Source organism: Nonomuraea sp. NPDC003707, assembly GCF_053587055.1.
Window position 1 is genome coordinate 20,573 of record NZ_JBSFNK010000067.1, and the last position, 15,669, is coordinate 36,241.

At 71.5% G+C, this 15,669-nt stretch carries 13 protein-coding genes; 8 read left to right on the forward strand and 5 right to left on the reverse strand.

Features of this window, described 5'->3' with window-relative positions; genetic code table 11:
* The first annotated feature begins 2 nt into the window (after positions 1-2).
* From ACWDRB_RS63905 to ACWDRB_RS63935, 7 genes are read left to right on the forward strand one after another with little or no spacing between them, the layout of a single operon-like run.
* Positions 3-1,097, forward strand: a complete 1,095-nt coding sequence (locus ACWDRB_RS63905; protein WP_449911926.1) for an ABC transporter substrate-binding protein — start codon at positions 3-5, stop codon at positions 1,095-1,097.
* Positions 1,097-1,969, forward strand: coding sequence for an ATP-binding cassette domain-containing protein (locus ACWDRB_RS63910; RefSeq protein WP_449911927.1), 873 nt, complete (start codon positions 1,097-1,099; stop codon positions 1,967-1,969). Before ACWDRB_RS63905 ends, ACWDRB_RS63910 begins: the two co-directional genes overlap by 1 nt.
* Positions 1,966-3,198 (forward strand): sugar ABC transporter permease, encoded by a 1,233-nt coding sequence (locus ACWDRB_RS63915; protein WP_449911928.1) that lies wholly within the window; start codon positions 1,966-1,968, stop codon positions 3,196-3,198. Before ACWDRB_RS63910 ends, ACWDRB_RS63915 begins: the two co-directional genes overlap by 4 nt.
* Positions 3,198-4,673, forward strand: coding sequence for an FGGY family carbohydrate kinase (locus ACWDRB_RS63920; RefSeq protein ID WP_449911929.1), 1,476 nt, complete (start codon positions 3,198-3,200; stop codon positions 4,671-4,673). Before ACWDRB_RS63915 ends, ACWDRB_RS63920 begins: the two co-directional genes overlap by 1 nt.
* A complete protein-coding gene (locus ACWDRB_RS63925; RefSeq protein ID WP_449911930.1) occupies positions 4,670-6,094 on the forward strand; it encodes an FGGY-family carbohydrate kinase in 1,425 nt (474 codons plus the stop codon). The genes ACWDRB_RS63920 and ACWDRB_RS63925 overlap by 4 nt, the downstream gene beginning before the upstream one ends.
* On the forward strand, positions 6,091-6,708 hold the full coding sequence (locus ACWDRB_RS63930) for a histidine phosphatase family protein (protein ID WP_449911931.1): 618 nt from the start codon (positions 6,091-6,093) through the stop codon (positions 6,706-6,708). Before ACWDRB_RS63925 ends, ACWDRB_RS63930 begins: the two co-directional genes overlap by 4 nt.
* A complete protein-coding gene (locus ACWDRB_RS63935) occupies positions 6,705-7,709 on the forward strand; it encodes a 2-hydroxyacid dehydrogenase (RefSeq protein ID WP_449911932.1) in 1,005 nt (334 codons plus the stop codon). The genes ACWDRB_RS63930 and ACWDRB_RS63935 overlap by 4 nt, the downstream gene beginning before the upstream one ends.
* On the opposite strand, the gene ACWDRB_RS63940 is transcribed toward ACWDRB_RS63935, so the two are convergent.
* From ACWDRB_RS63940 to ACWDRB_RS63960, 5 genes are all read right to left on the reverse strand, one after another.
* Positions 7,699-8,556 (reverse strand): carbohydrate ABC transporter permease, encoded by an 858-nt coding sequence (locus ACWDRB_RS63940; protein WP_350741634.1) that lies wholly within the window; start codon positions 8,554-8,556, stop codon positions 7,699-7,701. The two genes, ACWDRB_RS63935 and ACWDRB_RS63940, sit on opposite strands and share 11 nt — an antisense overlap.
* Positions 8,553-9,440, reverse strand: a complete 888-nt coding sequence (locus ACWDRB_RS63945; RefSeq protein WP_363979311.1) for a carbohydrate ABC transporter permease — start codon at positions 9,438-9,440, stop codon at positions 8,553-8,555. The genes ACWDRB_RS63940 and ACWDRB_RS63945 overlap by 4 nt, the downstream gene beginning before the upstream one ends.
* A gap of 48 nt (positions 9,441-9,488) precedes the next feature.
* Positions 9,489-10,790: an ABC transporter substrate-binding protein gene (locus ACWDRB_RS63950; protein WP_449911933.1), complete on the reverse strand. Its 1,302-nt coding sequence runs from the start codon at positions 10,788-10,790 to the stop codon at positions 9,489-9,491.
* 120 nt (positions 10,791-10,910) lie between these two features.
* Positions 10,911-11,684: an AMP-binding protein gene (locus ACWDRB_RS63955; RefSeq protein WP_397365877.1), complete on the reverse strand. Its 774-nt coding sequence runs from the start codon at positions 11,682-11,684 to the stop codon at positions 10,911-10,913.
* Positions 11,685-12,011: 327 nt separating this feature from the next.
* On the reverse strand, positions 12,012-14,366 hold the full coding sequence (locus tag ACWDRB_RS63960) for an ATP-binding protein (RefSeq protein ID WP_449911934.1): 2,355 nt from the start codon (positions 14,364-14,366) through the stop codon (positions 12,012-12,014).
* Between the two features lie 83 nt (positions 14,367-14,449).
* Here ACWDRB_RS63960 and ACWDRB_RS63965 point away from each other — a divergent pair.
* Positions 14,450-15,669 (forward strand): ABC transporter ATP-binding protein (locus ACWDRB_RS63965; RefSeq protein WP_449911935.1); only part of this gene is annotated, 1,220 nt, incomplete at its 3' end.

Sequence of the window (15,669 nt, forward strand, 5' to 3'; positions counted from 1 at the left end):
CCGTGAACAGAGCTAAGATGCGGACCTCCGCGTTCGCCGCAGCAGCAGTGCTCGCAGGCTCGGTGCTGGCCGCGTGCGGCTCCGGCTCCGGCTCGACCGGCGGGGGCACCAGCGGCGGCGGGAGCGGCGCCGTCCAGAACGCCAAGGTCGCCTTCCTCATGCCCGACCTCGCCTCCACCCGGTACGAGCTGGCGGACAAGCCGCTGTTCGAGGCCAAGATGAAGCAGCTCTGCCCGACCTGCCAGGTCATCTACCAGAACGCCGACTCCGACGCCGCCAAGCAGCAGCAACAGGCCAACTCCGCGCTCGCCCAGGGCGTCAAGGCCATCGTGATCGACCCGGTCGACTCCGCCGCCGCGGCCACCATCGTCAAGTCGGCCCAGGCGCAGCAGGTGCCGGTCATCGCCTACGACCGGCCGATCCCGGCCACGCCCGCCGACTACTACATCTCGTTCGACAACGAGAAGATCGGCGCCATGATCGCCCAGTCCCTGGTCGACCACCTGAAGAAGGAGACCGCCAAGGGCGGGATCCTCCAGGTCAACGGCTCGCCCACGGACGCGGCGGCCGGTCTGATCAAGAAGGGCATCCACAGCGCGGTCGACCCGAGCGGGTTCAAGGTGCTGGCCGAGTACGACACCCCCGACTGGCAGCCGGAGAAGGCCCAGACCTGGGTCAGCGGCCAGATCACCCAGTTCAAGGACCAGATCGTCGGCGTGGTCGCGGCCAACGACGGCACCGGCGGCGGCTCGATCGCCGCGTTCAAGGCCGCGGGCGTGAAGGTGCCGCCGATCACCGGCAACGACGCCGAGCTGGCCGCCGCCCAGCGCATCATCGCGGGCGACCAGTACAACACGATCTCCAAGCCGATCAAGATCGTGGCCGAGGCCTCCGCGAACGTGGCGTGGGAGTTCATGCAGGGCAAGAAGCCCGCGGGCAAGGCCACGCTCTACAACACCCCGTCGGAGCTGTTCGTGCCCACGGTGGTGACCAAGGAGAACATCAAGGAAGTGCTGTTCGACAGCGGCATCATGAAGGCCGCCGAGGCCTGCGCCGGTGAGTACGCCAAGGGCTGCGGCGAGCTCGGAATCAAGTGATGAGCGTCCTCTCTCTGCGCGGGATCAGCAAGACCTTCGGCGCGGTGGCGGCGCTGACCGACATCGAGCTCGACGTCGCCGCCGGCCAGGTCGTCGCGGTCGTGGGAGACAACGGCGCGGGAAAGTCGACCCTGGTCAAGATCCTCTCGGGCGTGCACCCGCCGGACGGCGGCACGATCACGTTCGAGGGGAACGAGGTCCACATCCCCACCCCGGCCGCCGCGCACAAGCTCGGCATCGCCACGGTCTTCCAGGACCTGGCGCTCTGCGAGAACCTCAACGTGATCCAGAACCTGTTCCTCGGCCAGGAGATCCGCCCGCTGCGCCTCAACGACGTGGCCATGGAGACCCGCTCGTGGGAGCTGCTCCGCCAGCTGTCCGCCAAGATCCCCAGCGTACGGGTGCCGGTCGCGGCGCTGTCGGGCGGCCAGCGGCAGACGGTGGCCATCGCCCGGTCGCTGCTCGGCGACCCGAAGGTCATCATCCTCGACGAGCCCACCGCCGCGCTGGGCGTGGCGCAGACGGCCGAGGTGCTCAACCTGGTCGAGCGGCTGCGCGAGAACGGCCTGGGCGTCATCATGATCAGCCACAACATGGCCGACGTGAAGGCCGTCGCCGACACCGTCGCCGTGCTGCGGCTCGGCCGCAACAACGGCGTGTTCGACGTGGACCAGGTCTCCACCGAGGACATCATCGCCGCCATCACCGGCGCCACCGACAACGTGGTGTCCCGGCGGGCGCAGCGCGAGGGAGCGCCGGCGCCTGGAGGAGCGGCGGGAGCGAAGCGACCAGAGCGGGGGAAGGCGACGGCATCGGAGGCGACCGAGCCCGCCTCACGGAGTGAGGCCATGGACAAGGGGGCCCAGTCTTGAGCACATTGACGACGGACCGTCAGGACGAGCGGCTCCAGAACCGCGACGGGCTGCGCGGCGCGCTCGCCGACGTGATCGAGCGGGCCCGCGGCGGCGACCTAGGCGTCATCCCCGTCGTGGTCGGGCTCGTGGTCATCTGGACGGTCCTGCAGGTCCTGAACCCGATCTTCCTGTCCAGCGCGAACCTGGTGAACCTCACCCTGGAGTCCGCCGCCGTCGGCATCATCTCGCTCGGCATCGTCTGCGTGCTGCTGGTGGGCCAGATCGACCTGTCCGTCGGCTCGGTCAGCGGGCTGTCGGGAGCGGTGCTCGCGGTGCTGTTCGTGGGCCAGGGGCTGCCGGTCTGGCTGGCCATCGCCGCGGCGGTGATCATGGGCGCGGTCGTCGGCTGGCTGTACGGCCAGCTGTTCAACCGGTTCGGGGTGCCGAGCTTCGTGATCACGCTGGCCGGCCTGCTCGCCTTCCTCGGGCTCCAGCTGCACGTGCTGGGCACCAAGGGGTCGATCAACCTGCCCTTCGACTCGGGCCTGGTGAACTTCGCGCAGCTCGACTTCGTGCCGGCCTGGCTGTCGTACACGTTCGCGGTCGTCGCGGCCGTCTGGCTGTTCGTCACCGGATACCTGCACGCGCAGGAGCGGCGCAAGGCCGGGCTGTCGGCCAGGAGCGTGTCCACGCTGGCCGTCAGAAGCGGGGCGCTGCTGGTCGTGCTGGCCTTCGTGGTCTGGTACCTGGGCCAGACGCGCGGCGTGGGCTGGATGTTCGTCTTCTTCGTGGCGCTCGTGCTGATCATGCACTACCTGCTGTCGCGGACGAAGTGGGGACGGGCCGTCTACGCCGTCGGCGGCAACGTGGAGGCCGCCCGCCGGGCCGGCATCAACGTCAGGGCCGTCTACACCTCGGTGTTCGTGCTCTGCTCGACGTTCGCCGCGGTCGGCGGCATCCTGGCCGCGGCGAGGCTCGCGGCGGCCAACCAGTCCAGCGGCGGCGGCGACGTCAACCTCAACGCCATCGCGGCGGCCGTGATCGGCGGGACGAGCCTGTTCGGCGGGCGCGGCACCGCGTTCGGCGCGCTGCTCGGGATCATCGTCATCCAGTCCATCTCCAGCGGCCTGACCCTGCTCAACCTCGACTCGTCGATCAGGTTCGTGGTCACCGGGGCGGTGCTGCTGCTCGCCGTGATCGTCGACTCCGTGTCGCGCCGGTCGAGGACCTCCCACGGCAGGGCCTGATGGCGATCATCTGCGTTGACGCGGGCACCACGGTCATCAAGGCGGTCGGGTACGACGCCGAAGGCGCGGAGGCGTTCGTCGCCCGGCGGGAGACCGTGGTCTCCAGGCCCCTGCCCGGCCACGCCGAGCAGGACATGAACGCCGTCTGGGACGCGGTCGCCGCCACCGTGCGCGAGGTCGCCGCCCAGGTGGGCGGGGTCGACTTCGTGGCCGTGACCGCCCAGGGCGACGGCTGCTGGCTGGTCGGCCCGGACGGCGAGCCGACCGGCCCCGCGATCCTCTGGAACGACGCCAGGGCGGCCTCGGCCGTGGACGGCTGGACCCGCTCCGGGACCGCGGCCGAGGCGTTCCGGCTCAACGGCTCGTCGGCCGCCTCCGGGCTGCCGCACGCGATCCTGACCTGGCTGCGCGCGAACGACCCCGGGCGGCTGGAGCGGTCGAGCGCCATGCTCACCTGCGGCGGCTGGATCTTCGCGCGGATGACCGGGGAGCTGGCGGCCGACGAGTCCGACGCCTCCGCGCCGTTCATGGACCTGCGGGCGCGGGCGTACTCCCCCGCGCTGCTGGCCCTCTTCGGCACGGAGTGGGCCGAGCGGCTGCTGCCCCCGATCCGCTCCGGCCACGTCGCCGAGCTGTCCGGGGACGCGGCCTCCGCGCTGGGGCTGCCCGCCGGGACACCCGTCGTGATGGCCCCGTACGACATCGCCGCCACGGCGCTGGGCGCGGGCGCGGTGCGGGCCGGGCAGGCGTGCGGCATCCTCGGCACCACGCTCTGCACCGAGGTCATCGTCGACTCGGCCGACCTGGAAGGCGAGCCGATCGGGATCACGATCGCGCTGACCGGCGGCTACCTGCGGGCCTTCCCCACGTTCGCGGGCACCGAGGTGGTGCAGTGGACGTGCCGCATGATGGGGCTGAGCGGCCCGGCCGAGCTGGGCGACCTGGCCCTGCTGAGCGAGCCGGGCGCGCGCGGGCTGGCATTCCTGCCGTATATGTCGCCCGCCGGTGAGCGAGCGCCGTTCTCGGACCCGCTGGCCAGAGGGTCGCTGCTGGGCATGTCGTTCGAGCACGGCCGCCCGGACGTGGCGCGGGCGGTGCTCGAGGGGCTGACGATGGTCATCCGCGACTGCCTTGCCGCCACCGGCGCCGCGCCCACGGAGCTGCGCGTGTGCGGGGGCGGTTCGAACAGCACCGCCTGGCTCCAGCTGATCGCCGATGTCACCGGCCTGCCCGTGCGCCGCCCGGCCGACACCGAGGTGGGCGCGCGGGGCGCGTACCTGGTGGGGCTGGCCGCCACCGCCGCCGCCCCGTCCATCGCGGCGGCCGCCTCGGAGCATGTACGGCTGCGCGACGCGCTCGAACCCAACCCCGCCCGCCAGGCGTTGTACGACCGGCTGTTCGACGACTTCTTGACCCTGCGCCAGGCGAACGCGGTCTCCTGGCCGCTGCTGGCCGAGATGAGGGGCCGTACATGAGTGTCTGGATCGGCATCGATCTCGGGACCCAGAGCGTGCGGGCGATGGCCGTCTCCAGCGACGGGCAGGTGCTCGGCACGGCCGGTCGGCCGCTGACCAGCCACCGCGACGGGCCCCGCCACGAGCAGGACCCCGAGCAGTGGTGGCGCGAGCTGGCCGCCGCCACCCGCGAGGCGCTGCGCGACGTGCCTCCCGAGCAGGTCGCGGGCGTCGCCGTGGCCGCCACATCTGGAACGATCCTGCTCACCGGCCCTGACGGCCGGGCGCTGACGCCCGCCCTCATGTACGACGACCGGCGCGCCGACGCCGGGCGCGCCAACGAGGCGGGCGCCCGCGTGTGGGAGCGGCTCGGCTACCGGCGCATGCAGCCCAACTGGGCGCTGCCCAAGCTCCTGTGGCTGCTCCAGGACGCGCCCGCCGGAGCGCGGCTGGCGCACCAGAACGACTTCGTCAACCGGCGCCTCGTCGGCCACGAGGTGGCCACCGACCTCAGCAACGCGCTCAAGACCGGCGTGGACCTCATCGAGGAGCGCTGGCCGTCCGAGGTGCTGGACGCCCTGGACGTGCCGGCGGAAATGCTCCCCGAGGTCGTACGACCCGGCACCCGCCTGGGCGTGGTCTGCGCGGCCGCCGCCGAGGAGACCGGCATCCCCGCGGGCACGCCCGTGCTCGCCGGGACCACCGACGGGTGCGCGGCCCAGCTCGGCGCGGGCGCCACCCGGGTCGGGAGCTGGAACTCGGTGCTCGGCACGACGCTGGTGCTCAAGGGCGTGACGAAGGAGCTGATCCACGACCCGCTCGGCGTCGTCTACTCGCACCGCGCTCCGGACGGCTCGTGGCTGCCGGGCGGCGCGTCGAGCACCGGCGCCGGCGTGCTCTCCCGCGACCTGCCCGGCCGCGACCTCGACGCGCTGAGCGCCCAGGCCGCCGCCCGCCCGGGCCCGCCCGCGAGCGTCACGTACCCGCTGGTCTCGCGGGGCGAGCGCTTCCCGTTCGACGCGCCCGGCGCCGAGGGGTTCACGCTCGGCAGCCCGGCCGACGACGTCGAGCGCTACACGGCGATCCTGCTCGGCGCGGCCTTCGTCGAGCGCCTCTGCTTCGACTACCTCGACCTTCTCGGCGCGCCCGTGGACGGCGAGATCATCCTGACCGGCGGCGCCACCCGCAGCGCGTACTGGACCCGGCTCAGGGCGGACGTCCTGGGACGTCCGGTGACGCTGCGGGAGAACGCCGAGCCCGCCCTGGGCATGGCCGTCCTGGCGGGCGGCGACCCCGGCCGGATGATCAGGACCCGCGCGGTCGTCGACCCGTCGGGAGCCGACTTCACCGAGCCCTACCTGCGCTTCGTCACCGAGCTGGAAGGGCGCGGCTGGCTCGACCCGGCCGCCGCCCGGCACGCACGCGAGAGGACCGCCCGATGACCGACCTCGTCCTGGTCCGCCACGGCGAGACCGTCTGGCACGCCGAGAACCGCTACGCGGGGATCAGCGACATCGAGCTGACCCCGCGCGGCCGCGCCCAGGCCGCCCAGCTGGCCGAGTGGGCAGGTCAGGCGGGCCTGGCGGCCGTGTGGGCCTCCACCCTCAGCCGGGCCCGGATCACCGCCGCGTCCGCCGCCGACCAGGCGAAGGTGGAGCTCCGGACCGACCCGAGGCTGCGCGAGCTGGACTTCGGCGAGGGCGAGGGCCTGACCTCGGCCGAGATGGCGGCCCGCTTCCCCGAGGCCCGCGCCGCGTTCGAGTCCGACCCCGCCGCGCACCCGCTGCCCGGCGGCGAGGACCCGAGCCTGGCCGCCGACCGGTTCGTGGCCGCCCTCGACGACATCGCCACCGCCCACCCCGACGGGCGCGTGCTGGTGGTCGCGCACACGACCGCCATCAGGCTCGCCCTGTGCCGCCTGATCGGGGTGCCGCTCGGCGAGTACCGGCGGCTGTTCCCGCGCCTGGACAACTGTGCCCTGACCGAGCTGCGCCTGCGCACCGGGCGGCGGGCCGCGATGCTGCAGTACAACTCCCCGATTGGAGCCGTTCGTTGACCATCCGTGTGCTTGCCGCGGGCGACCACTTCGTCCAGAACCGCCTGCTCATCGACGCGCTCAGGCGCGAGGTCCCCGGCGAGTTGGACATCAGCGAGCTGACGCTGCCGTGGCCGGTCGAGCCGTTCGGCCGGGTGGGCGAGGTGGACGAGGCCTCGGACGTGGAGGACGAGCTGATCGAGGCGCTACGCGGCGTCGAGGTCTGCGTGACCCAGATGGCCCCTTTGACCAAGCGTGTCCTGGACGCCTCTCCCGCCCTGCGGCTGTTCTGCGTGAGCCGGGGCGGGCCCGTCAACGCCAACCTGGAGGCGGCCACGGCGGCGGGCGTGGCGGTGACGTTCGCGCCGGGCCGCAACGCGGTGGCCACCGCCGAGCACACCCTGGCCATGCTGCTGGCCGCCACCCGCCGGATCCCCCAGACGCACGGCGACCTGTCGGGGGGCGTGTGGCGGGGCGACTACTACATGTACGACAACGTCGGCCCTGAGCTGGACGGCAACACGGTCGGCCTGGTCGGCTACGGCGCCATCGGCCGCCGCGTGGCCCGCATGCTCGAAGGCTTCGGCGCGGAGGTCCTGGTCTATGACCCGTACGTGGACGTGCCCGGCCGGGTGGAGCTGGACGAGCTGCTCCGGCGCTCCCACTTCGTCTCCCTGCACGCCCGCGCCACCCCCGAGACCAACGGCATGATCGGCGCGGCCGAGATCGCCGCCATGCCGCGCGGCTCGGTCCTGGTCAACTGCGCCAGGGGCGCGCTGGTCGACTACGACGCCGTGTGCGACGCGCTGGACTCGGGCCACCTGTTCGGGGCCGCCATGGACGTCTTCCCGGAGGAGCCCATCCCGGCCGGCTCGCGCCTGCTCACGACCCCGAACCTGATCATGACTCCGCACCTGGCCGGGGCCAGCAAGCAGACGGCCATGAAGGCGGCCTCGATCGTGGCCGCCGACGTGGCCCGCTACGTACGCGGCGAGCCCCTGTCCCACGTGGCTACCCCTTGAGCGCCCCCGCCATCAGCCCACGCATGAAGAACCTGCCCAGCAGGACGTAGATCAGCATCGTCGGGATCGACGACAGGATGGCCGCCGCCATCTGCTGGCTGTACGGGGTGGCCTGCGCACCGGCGATGTTGTTCAGCATCACGGTCGTGGGCCAGCTCGTCGGCCCGGTCAGGAAGACGGCGAACAGGAAGTCGTTCCAGAGCGAGGTGAACTGCCAGATGACGACCACCGCGATCGCGGGCGCCGACACCGGCAGCACCACCGACCAGTACGCCCTCAGCATGCCCGCCCCGTCCACCCGGGAGGCCTCGATCAGCTCGTCGGGGATCGTGACGTAGTAGTTGCGGAAGATCAGCGTGCAGATCGGGATGCCGTACACGACGTGGGCCAGCACCAGCCCGGGGATGCCGCCGTAGAAGACGCCCTGCAGCCCGGTCAGCTCGTTCAGCCCCACGAGCAGCTGCACCAGCGGGATCATGACCCCCTGGTACGGGATGAACATGCCGAACAGGAACAACGTGAACAGCACGTCCGCGCCGGGGAAGCGCCACTTGGACAGCACGTACCCGTTCATGGAGCCGAGCGCGCACGACAGCAGCGAGCCCGGCACGGCCAGCAGCACGCTGTTCCACAGGCCTGGGGCCAGCTTCTCCCAGGCCACCTGCCACGCCTCGGTCGTCCACGTCCGCGGCAGGTTCCACGCCTGGCCGGGGTCGGCCTCCGTGAGCGGCTTGAAGCTGGTGACCAGCAGCACGTAGATGGGGATCAGGAAGATCACCACGAAGAGGATCAGCAGCCCGAAGCGCAGCCAGGGGAAGGCCGCCCGGCGCGTGGCCACCGCCGTCATGAGCGCCTCTCCTTACGCACGGACCAGATCAGGTACGGGATCACGAAGATCGCCACGCTCAGCACGATGTACGACGCGATCGTGGCGCCCTTGGCCGGGTCGTGCGAGTCGAACACCGCCACCCACATGAACACCGCGGGCACGTCCGTGATGATCTGCTTGCCCGACACCGCCACGATCAGGTCGAACACCTTGAGCGAGATGTGCCCCAGGATGATCAGCGCGGACAGGGTGACCGGCCGGAGCAGGGGCAGCACCACGTGCCGGTAGACGCCCCACTCGGTGCAGCCGTCCACCCGCGCGGCCTCCCGCAGCTCCTCGGGCACGCCGCGGAAGCCCGCCAAAAACAGTGCCATGACATATCCGGACATCTGCCAGATGGCGGGGATCGCCATCGCGGCCATCCCCCAATCCGGATCCCTGAACCACTGCCACTGCGGCAGCCCGATCCAGTCGAAGAGCCGGTTCAGGCCGACCGCCCGCTCCCCCGTCCCCGAGTTCATCAGCCACCGCCACACGATGCCGGTCGCGACGAACGAGATGGCCATCGGGAACAGGTAGATCGCCCGGAACGTCCCCTCGCCCCTGATCCCCTTCTCCATGAGGAACGCCAGCAGCCACCCGAGCAGGAGCGCGCCCAGCACGAACGCGACCGTGAAGACGATCGCGTGGTTCACCGAGAGGTGCCATCGCGGCTGGTCCCAGATGTCGATGAAGTTCCGCAGCCCCACGAACTTCCCCTCGGACACCTCATCGTGCTTGTCCGTCATGGCCAGCCGGAAGTTCCAGCCGAGCATGCCGTACACGAAGACGCCGATCAGGATGATCGACGGCGTGACGAGGAGGAGTCCGGGCAGCCACGTGCGTGCCCGCCTCACAAGCATTCCCTCCCACGGACCCGGCGGGCGCCGGTCGGCGCCCGCCGGACCTCGCTACTGAGCGTTGGACTTGGCCGCGTCGGCGAGCCCCTGCTGCAGGGCCTTGACGTCCTTGCTGCCGATGAACAGGCCGACCGACTCGGTGATCGCCGCCAGCCACGGCTGGTTGACCGAGACGCCGTGCTGGATCGACCCGGCGAGCTTGTTGCTCGACCAGTCCTTCAGCGCGTCGGCCAGGTAGTCGGTGTAGAGGGCCTGGTCGGCGTCCTTGCGGGCGGGGATGGAGCCCTTCTTGGGGTTGAAGGCGTCCTGGCCCTCCTTGCTGGCCGCGACCTTCAGCCAGGCGATGGCCCCGTCACGGTTCTTCGCGCCCTTGGGGAGGGTGAAGCTGTCGGACAGCCACATGTACGTGCCCTCGGTCCCGGGAGCCGGCGCCCAGTCGAAGTCCGTCTTCGACTTCTTGCCCAGGCCGCCCTCCGGCGGGTTGTGGAAGTAGCCGTACGCCCAGTCGCCCATGATGTTGAACGCGGCCTCGCCGTCGGCTACCTGCTTGGCGGCCGGCTGCCAGTCGTCCTGCGGGTCGCCCGCGTACGACATGATCTTGGCGAAGCTCTCCAGCGCCTTGGTCACCTGCGGGCTGTTCCAGTCGGCGCCCGGCTTGAACAGCGCGTTGTAGGCGTCGGTGCCCATCGAGCCGAGCAGGACGTTCTCCATCAGGTGGGTGACGGTCCACTCGGAGCCGATCGACAGCGGGATCTTGCCCTTGGCCTTGACCTTCTCCAGGTCCGCGATGAACTCGTCGATCGTCTTGGGCGCGGCGGCCACGCCGGCGTCCTTGAGCACCGCGGGGTTGAACCACAGCACGTTGGAGCGGTGGATGTTCACCGGCACCGAGTAGATCTTGCCGTCGACGCTGATCTGATCGACAAGCTGCGTGGGGAAGACGTCCTTCAGCTTCAGCTCGTCGTACAGGAAGGTCAGGTCCTCAAGGTTGCCGGCCTTGATGTAGCCCTGCAATTCGGCGCCCGCGTGCCCTTGGAAGGTGTCGGGCGGGGTGTTGGCCTGGAGCTTCGACTGGAGCAGCGCCTTGGCCTTGTCACCGGAGCCGCCCGCCACGGCGGCGTCGAAGAATGTGTAGTTCGGATTCTGCTGCTCGAAGATCTTCTTCATCGCCTGGAGGCCGTCGGCCTCGCCGGGGCCCGTCCACCAGGAGAAGACCTCAACCTGTTTCTTCTCTCCGCCGCCGCCACTGGCGGCCGGAGACTGGGACGCCCCTCCGCCTCCGCCGCCACCGCAGGCCACCAGGCTCAACGCGCTCACGATCGAGATCGAGACGGTCGCTAACCACCGTCGCATCGCACACCATCCCTTCGAAGCCCCCGAAGTTGGTGATTTGACAACGTTGTCAACCAACGGCCATCTACCCACTTCCCGCCGCGCGGCGTCAAGGGATGGGCGGATAACAGCTCCGCATACTCAGCGGACGCGCTCGAGCCCGCCGTCGGGGTTCGTCACCACCGTGACGCTGAAGTCGTAGCTCGTGCCGGGCGGATCGCCGCCGCCCGCGGCCACCACCAGCGCGCCCTTGGACACGCCCAGGCAGACCAGGACGACCAGGTCGCACCGGCTGTCGGGCGGCCACGTGGTCAGCACGACGTCGGACTCGGCCAGGCCCACGGGCAGGTCGAGCTCCGCCATCCTGGACAGCAGGTCGGCGTGGGACATCCGGCGGCCGTCCGCCGTCAGCAGCGCGTCCTGGCGCTTGGCGTCGAGCGCGGGCAGCGGGGTGGGCTCCAGCGTGAGCAGGCAGCGGAAGTCGATCGTGTCGAGCGCCGTGCCCAGCGAGACGACCTGGCGCACCCGGGACTCGTCGGCCGCCCGCACCGCCGTCTCCGCCAGGTCGGGGGTGGTGATCAAGGTGCGCGCGTCGCACTCGCGCAGCCACGCGGCCATCTCCCCGGCGCCGAGCGCGGGATCGATCGGCGCCGCCACGCCGCCCGCCGCGAGCACGGTGTGCACGGCCAGCGTCTGCGCGCCTGCCGTCGAGACGTGCACGCCCACCACCTGGTCGCGGCGCGCGCCCCTGCGTACGAGCCCCGAGGCCGCCCTGGTCACCTCGGTCACCAGCCTGCGGTAGCCGTAGACGTGGCCGCCGCGCAGATCGACGAGCGCCGGCCGCTCCCCACGCTCGTACGCCTGGCGGAACACCTCGTGGATCACGGTCCCGGTGGTCGAGGCGGCAGGCTTCATGACCGCAAACGTACGGCCGCCGGGCATGCACAGCATCCACCGATCTATGTAGGCAGATGTGCATTCCCGCGGGCGGGCCCGAGCCCTGCGCGACTCGAGCCCGCTGCCACGCGCCCGGAACCGGACCTCCACCCCTCCGAGGAGGCCCAGCTCCGCGCGGACGCGTGACGTCCCCGATGGATCGGCCGCACCGCAAAGGGTGGAACGTCGGTGCGGCCGATCACACGTAGCAACGGTAGGTGTGCAGATGGGTGCCGCACATGCGCTGACATGGCCATTCGACGATGTAAACCGGCAGGCTCCGTGATGTGTAGAGAGGTACGCGGATCAGCGGCTCTCGATCACCCATGCGGCGATCTGTGTACGTGTGGAGAAGCCCAGCTTGGACAGAATGTTGGCCACGTGGCGGGCGGCGGTCGCCGGACTGATGACCAGTTCGTCGGCGATGGCCCGGTTGCTGAGCCCTCTGGCGATCAGCTCGGCGATCTCGCGCTCCCTGACCGTGAGCCTGCTGTCCTGGCTGACCGGTACGACCGGCTCCGTGGGGCGTTCGGGCAGCGCGCCGTCCAGCGCGCACGCCACGGCCTGTTCGGCGGTCATCCCCGCGCCCTCGGCCCACAACATGCCGACCACGGCCTCGCCCAGCCCGGTCCGCGCCGGTCGCAGGACGTCCTCCGTACGCGCGTCCGGCTGGCGGCTGCGCAGCGCCACCGAGGCGGCGGCCAGCAGGACCGCGCGCCGGTGGTCGCCCTCGGCGGAGACCAGGACCGCCCACTCCTCCAGCCGCCTGGCGATGCCCGCGCGCAGCCCCGCGTCGCGGCTGAGCACCAGCGCCTCGGTGAACCTGGCCCTGGCCTCCACCAGGTCACCCTGGTCGAGCGCCACCTTGCCGAGCCCGGCCAGGCAGCTCACGATCTGCTGCCTGGCGTCCACGTGCCGCAGCAGGCTCAGCCCCGACTCGTAGTGCCGCTTGGCCGTCGGGAGGTCGCCCGAGCGCCTGGCGACCTGGGCGAGCCCGATGTGGGCGAAGGACCGGCCCACGTGGTTGTCGAGCCCCTCGTTGATCGCCAGCACCTCCTCGAACCCGCGCTGCGCCTCCCGCAGGCGGCCGTGGTGCAGGCCGAACTGCGCCCGGGTGCCCTGTGCCAGCGACTCCAGGATGAGGTCGCCGGAGCGCCTGGCCAGCTCCAGCGCGCGGGCCAGGGTCTCGGGCTCGCCGGTGAGCTGGGCCAGCACGATCGTGCCGACTGCCTCGCCGTACGCGTCGTCGACGGACCTGCACAGATCGAGCCCGGCGCGGGTGCACCACGTGGCCAGTTCGAGATCACCCGCTGCCAGCGCCAGCTCGCCGCGCAGGATCGTGGCCTGGCCGCGCAGCGCCGGCCGCAGCTGCGGGACGTCGAGGGCCAGCAGCCGGTCGAGCCGCTCGGCCGTGTCGAGCTTCCTGCCGCTGCCGACCAGCAGGTAACGCAGGTCGGTCAGCAGGCTCAACGCGGTCTCCGGCAGGCCGATGGCGATCGACCACTCGCAGGCCGAGCCGACCTCGACCTTGAGCGCGTCGAACAGGTTCACGTACCGCTCGATCACCGGCCACGACGTGCGCGCGCCCGGCGCGATCGCCTCCTTGAACCCGCTCGCCATCGCCGCCAGCGCCGTCAGGTGCCTGCGCCGCAGCTCCGTCTCCTCGCCGGACTCGGCGAGCTGCTCCAGTGCGTAATCCCGTACGGTCTCCAGCAGCCGGTAGCGCGCCTGACCGGCGATCTCGCCGTCGAGCGCGACCAGCGACTTGTCCACCAGATCGCACAACCGGAGCAGCACGTCCTCCTCGGGCAGCCCCGGCCCCGAGCAGACCGCCTCGGCCAGGTCGAGCGTCCACGAGGAGCGGAAGGCCGCCGTGCGGCGCAGCAGCAGCCGCTCCTGCGGGGAGAGCAGCCGGTAGCTCCAGTCCACCGCGGCCCTGAGCGTGCGGTGCCGGGCCGGAGCCGTACGCGCGCCGCCCGCCAGCAGCCTGAACCGGTCGTCCAGCCGCTCGACGAGCTGGCGGACGGACAGGACCCGCACCATGGCGGCGGCCAGCTCGATCGCCAGCGGCAGGCCGTCGAGCGCCTGGCACAGCTCCGTGACCAGCGGCCGGCTCTCGTCGGTCAGCTCGAAGTCGGGCCGGGCGGCGGTGGCCCTGGCCACGAACAGCCGCACGGCCTCGCTGTCCTCCCCACCCACCGACAGGGGCGGCACCCGCCACACGGTCTCGCCGGGCACGCGCAGCGGCTCCCTGCTGGTGGCCAGCACGGTGAGCCCCGGACAGGCGCAGAGCAGGTCACGGCACAGCTCCGCGCACTCCCCGATCACCGGCTCGCAGTTGTCGAGCACCAGGAGCGCGCGCCGGCCCGCGATCGACTCGGCCAGGTCGCCCGCGATGCCGAGCGCGGCGGCGACGTACTCTCTCAGCTCGCCCTTCTCCAGGTCGGCCAGCTCGATCAGCCACACGCCGCCCGGGTGGTCGGGGCCCACCCTGGCCGCGAGCCGCATCGCCAGCCGAGTCTTCCCGATGCCGCCCGCGCCGCAGAGGGTCACGGCCCGGGAGACGCGCATCAGATGGGCGAGCTCATCTAGATCGGACTCCCGGCCCACGAACGCGTTCGGCTCGGCCGGCAGGTCGCTGAAGTCGGCGAATCGCAGCATCACTGTGAGTGTGTCACCAACTACGCCGCGCGCCCAGACATAATCGGTGGAGATCTGTCAGTGCCCGTGGGCACACTCAAGTCATGGTCGATGAGCCGCTCGAGCTCGGTGAGATCTCCTTCTCCGACTGGCACGCCCATCAGGACAAGCTGGCGGAGGTCGGTTTCCTGACCATCGCCAGGCGGCTGCCGTCACTCGTGACACAGGCGATGCGCATGGCCTGGCAGGCCGGCCGGCGCGACACCCTCGCCACGATCACGCTCAACCTCCTCGGCGGCGTCTTCACGGCCTTCGGCCTGCTGGCGACCACCGGCGTCCTCAGCGCCCTCTTCAGCGAGGGCCCCACCCCCGACCGCGTGCTGGCCGCGCTGCCCAGCCTCGTGCTGGTCGGGGTGGCCGCGACGCTCCGCACCGGCGTGCAGGCCGGCGCGGGCTGGGCGCAGTCCCGCCTCGACCCCCAGGTGAGCCGGCTCACCGAGGAGCGCCTGTACGGGCTGACCAGCCGGGTGGAGCTCGTGGCCTACGACGACCCCGAGTTCCACGACGCGCTGCAGCGGGCCAGGTTACGCGGCGTGGCCATGGCCGACTCGGTGGTGACCTCGGCCATCAACGTGGTCACGGCCGCGGTCGGCATCGCGGCCGTGGCCGGCGTCCTCGGCGTGCTCCATCCGGTGCTGCTCCCGCTCCTCCTGCTGGCGGTGCTGCCCGACGCCTGGGCGGCGGTCCGCAGCGCCAAGATGCGCTACACCACGCTCTACGCCCTCATCCCCGCCAACCGCCGCAAGTGGATCATCGCGGAGCTGCTGGCCAACCGCGAGCCGGCGGCCGAGGTGCGCTCGTTCACCATGCGCGGCTTCCTGCTGCGCATGTACGACGCGGTGGCCAGGGCCGAGCAGGACGTCCTGCTCAAGCTCGCCCGGCGCCAGACCTTCGCCCGCCTGGTCGGCGAGGCCCTCGGCGGCCTCGGCTCCGCCCTCGTCTACGTGGCCCTCGGAGTGCTCCTGGCCCTGGCCGCGATCCCGCTGGCGGTGGCGGGCACCGCGGTCCTGGCGATCAGGTCCGCCCAGTCCTCGCTGGCCAACCTGATGTACGCCACCAACCGCCTGTACGAAGAGGGCCTGTACTTCACCGACTTCCTCGAGTTCTGCGCCGACGCCGAACGCCGCGTCCCCGCCGCGCGCGAGGCGTCGGTGCCCGAGACCTTCGAACGCATCACGGCCACGGACATCACCTTCACCTACCCCGGCGCCGAGGCGCCCGCCCTGCGCGAGGTCTCGATCGAGATCAAACGCGGCGAGGTCAT

Bases quoted from the DNA above. Each gene is read 5' to 3' on its own strand.
- ACWDRB_RS63925 (WP_449911930.1), top strand. From the start codon at position 4,670: ATGAGTGTCTGGATCGGCATCGATCTCGGGACCCAGAGCGTGCGGGCG.
- ACWDRB_RS63920 (WP_449911929.1), top strand. From the start codon at position 3,198: ATGGCGATCATCTGCGTTGACGCGGGCACCACGGTCATCAAGGCGGTC.
- ACWDRB_RS63955 (WP_397365877.1), bottom strand. From the start codon at position 11,684: ATGAAGCCTGCCGCCTCGACCACCGGGACCGTGATCCACGAGGTGTTC.
- ACWDRB_RS63940 (WP_350741634.1), bottom strand. From the start codon at position 8,556: ATGACGGCGGTGGCCACGCGCCGGGCGGCCTTCCCCTGGCTGCGCTTC.
- ACWDRB_RS63960 (WP_449911934.1), bottom strand. From the start codon at position 14,366: ATGCTGCGATTCGCCGACTTCAGCGACCTGCCGGCCGAGCCGAACGCG.
- ACWDRB_RS63930 (WP_449911931.1), top strand. From the start codon at position 6,091: ATGACCGACCTCGTCCTGGTCCGCCACGGCGAGACCGTCTGGCACGCC.
- ACWDRB_RS63910 (WP_449911927.1), top strand. From the start codon at position 1,097: ATGAGCGTCCTCTCTCTGCGCGGGATCAGCAAGACCTTCGGCGCGGTG.
- ACWDRB_RS63950 (WP_449911933.1), bottom strand. From the start codon at position 10,790: ATGCGACGGTGGTTAGCGACCGTCTCGATCTCGATCGTGAGCGCGTTG.
- ACWDRB_RS63945 (WP_363979311.1), bottom strand. From the start codon at position 9,440: ATGCTTGTGAGGCGGGCACGCACGTGGCTGCCCGGACTCCTCCTCGTC.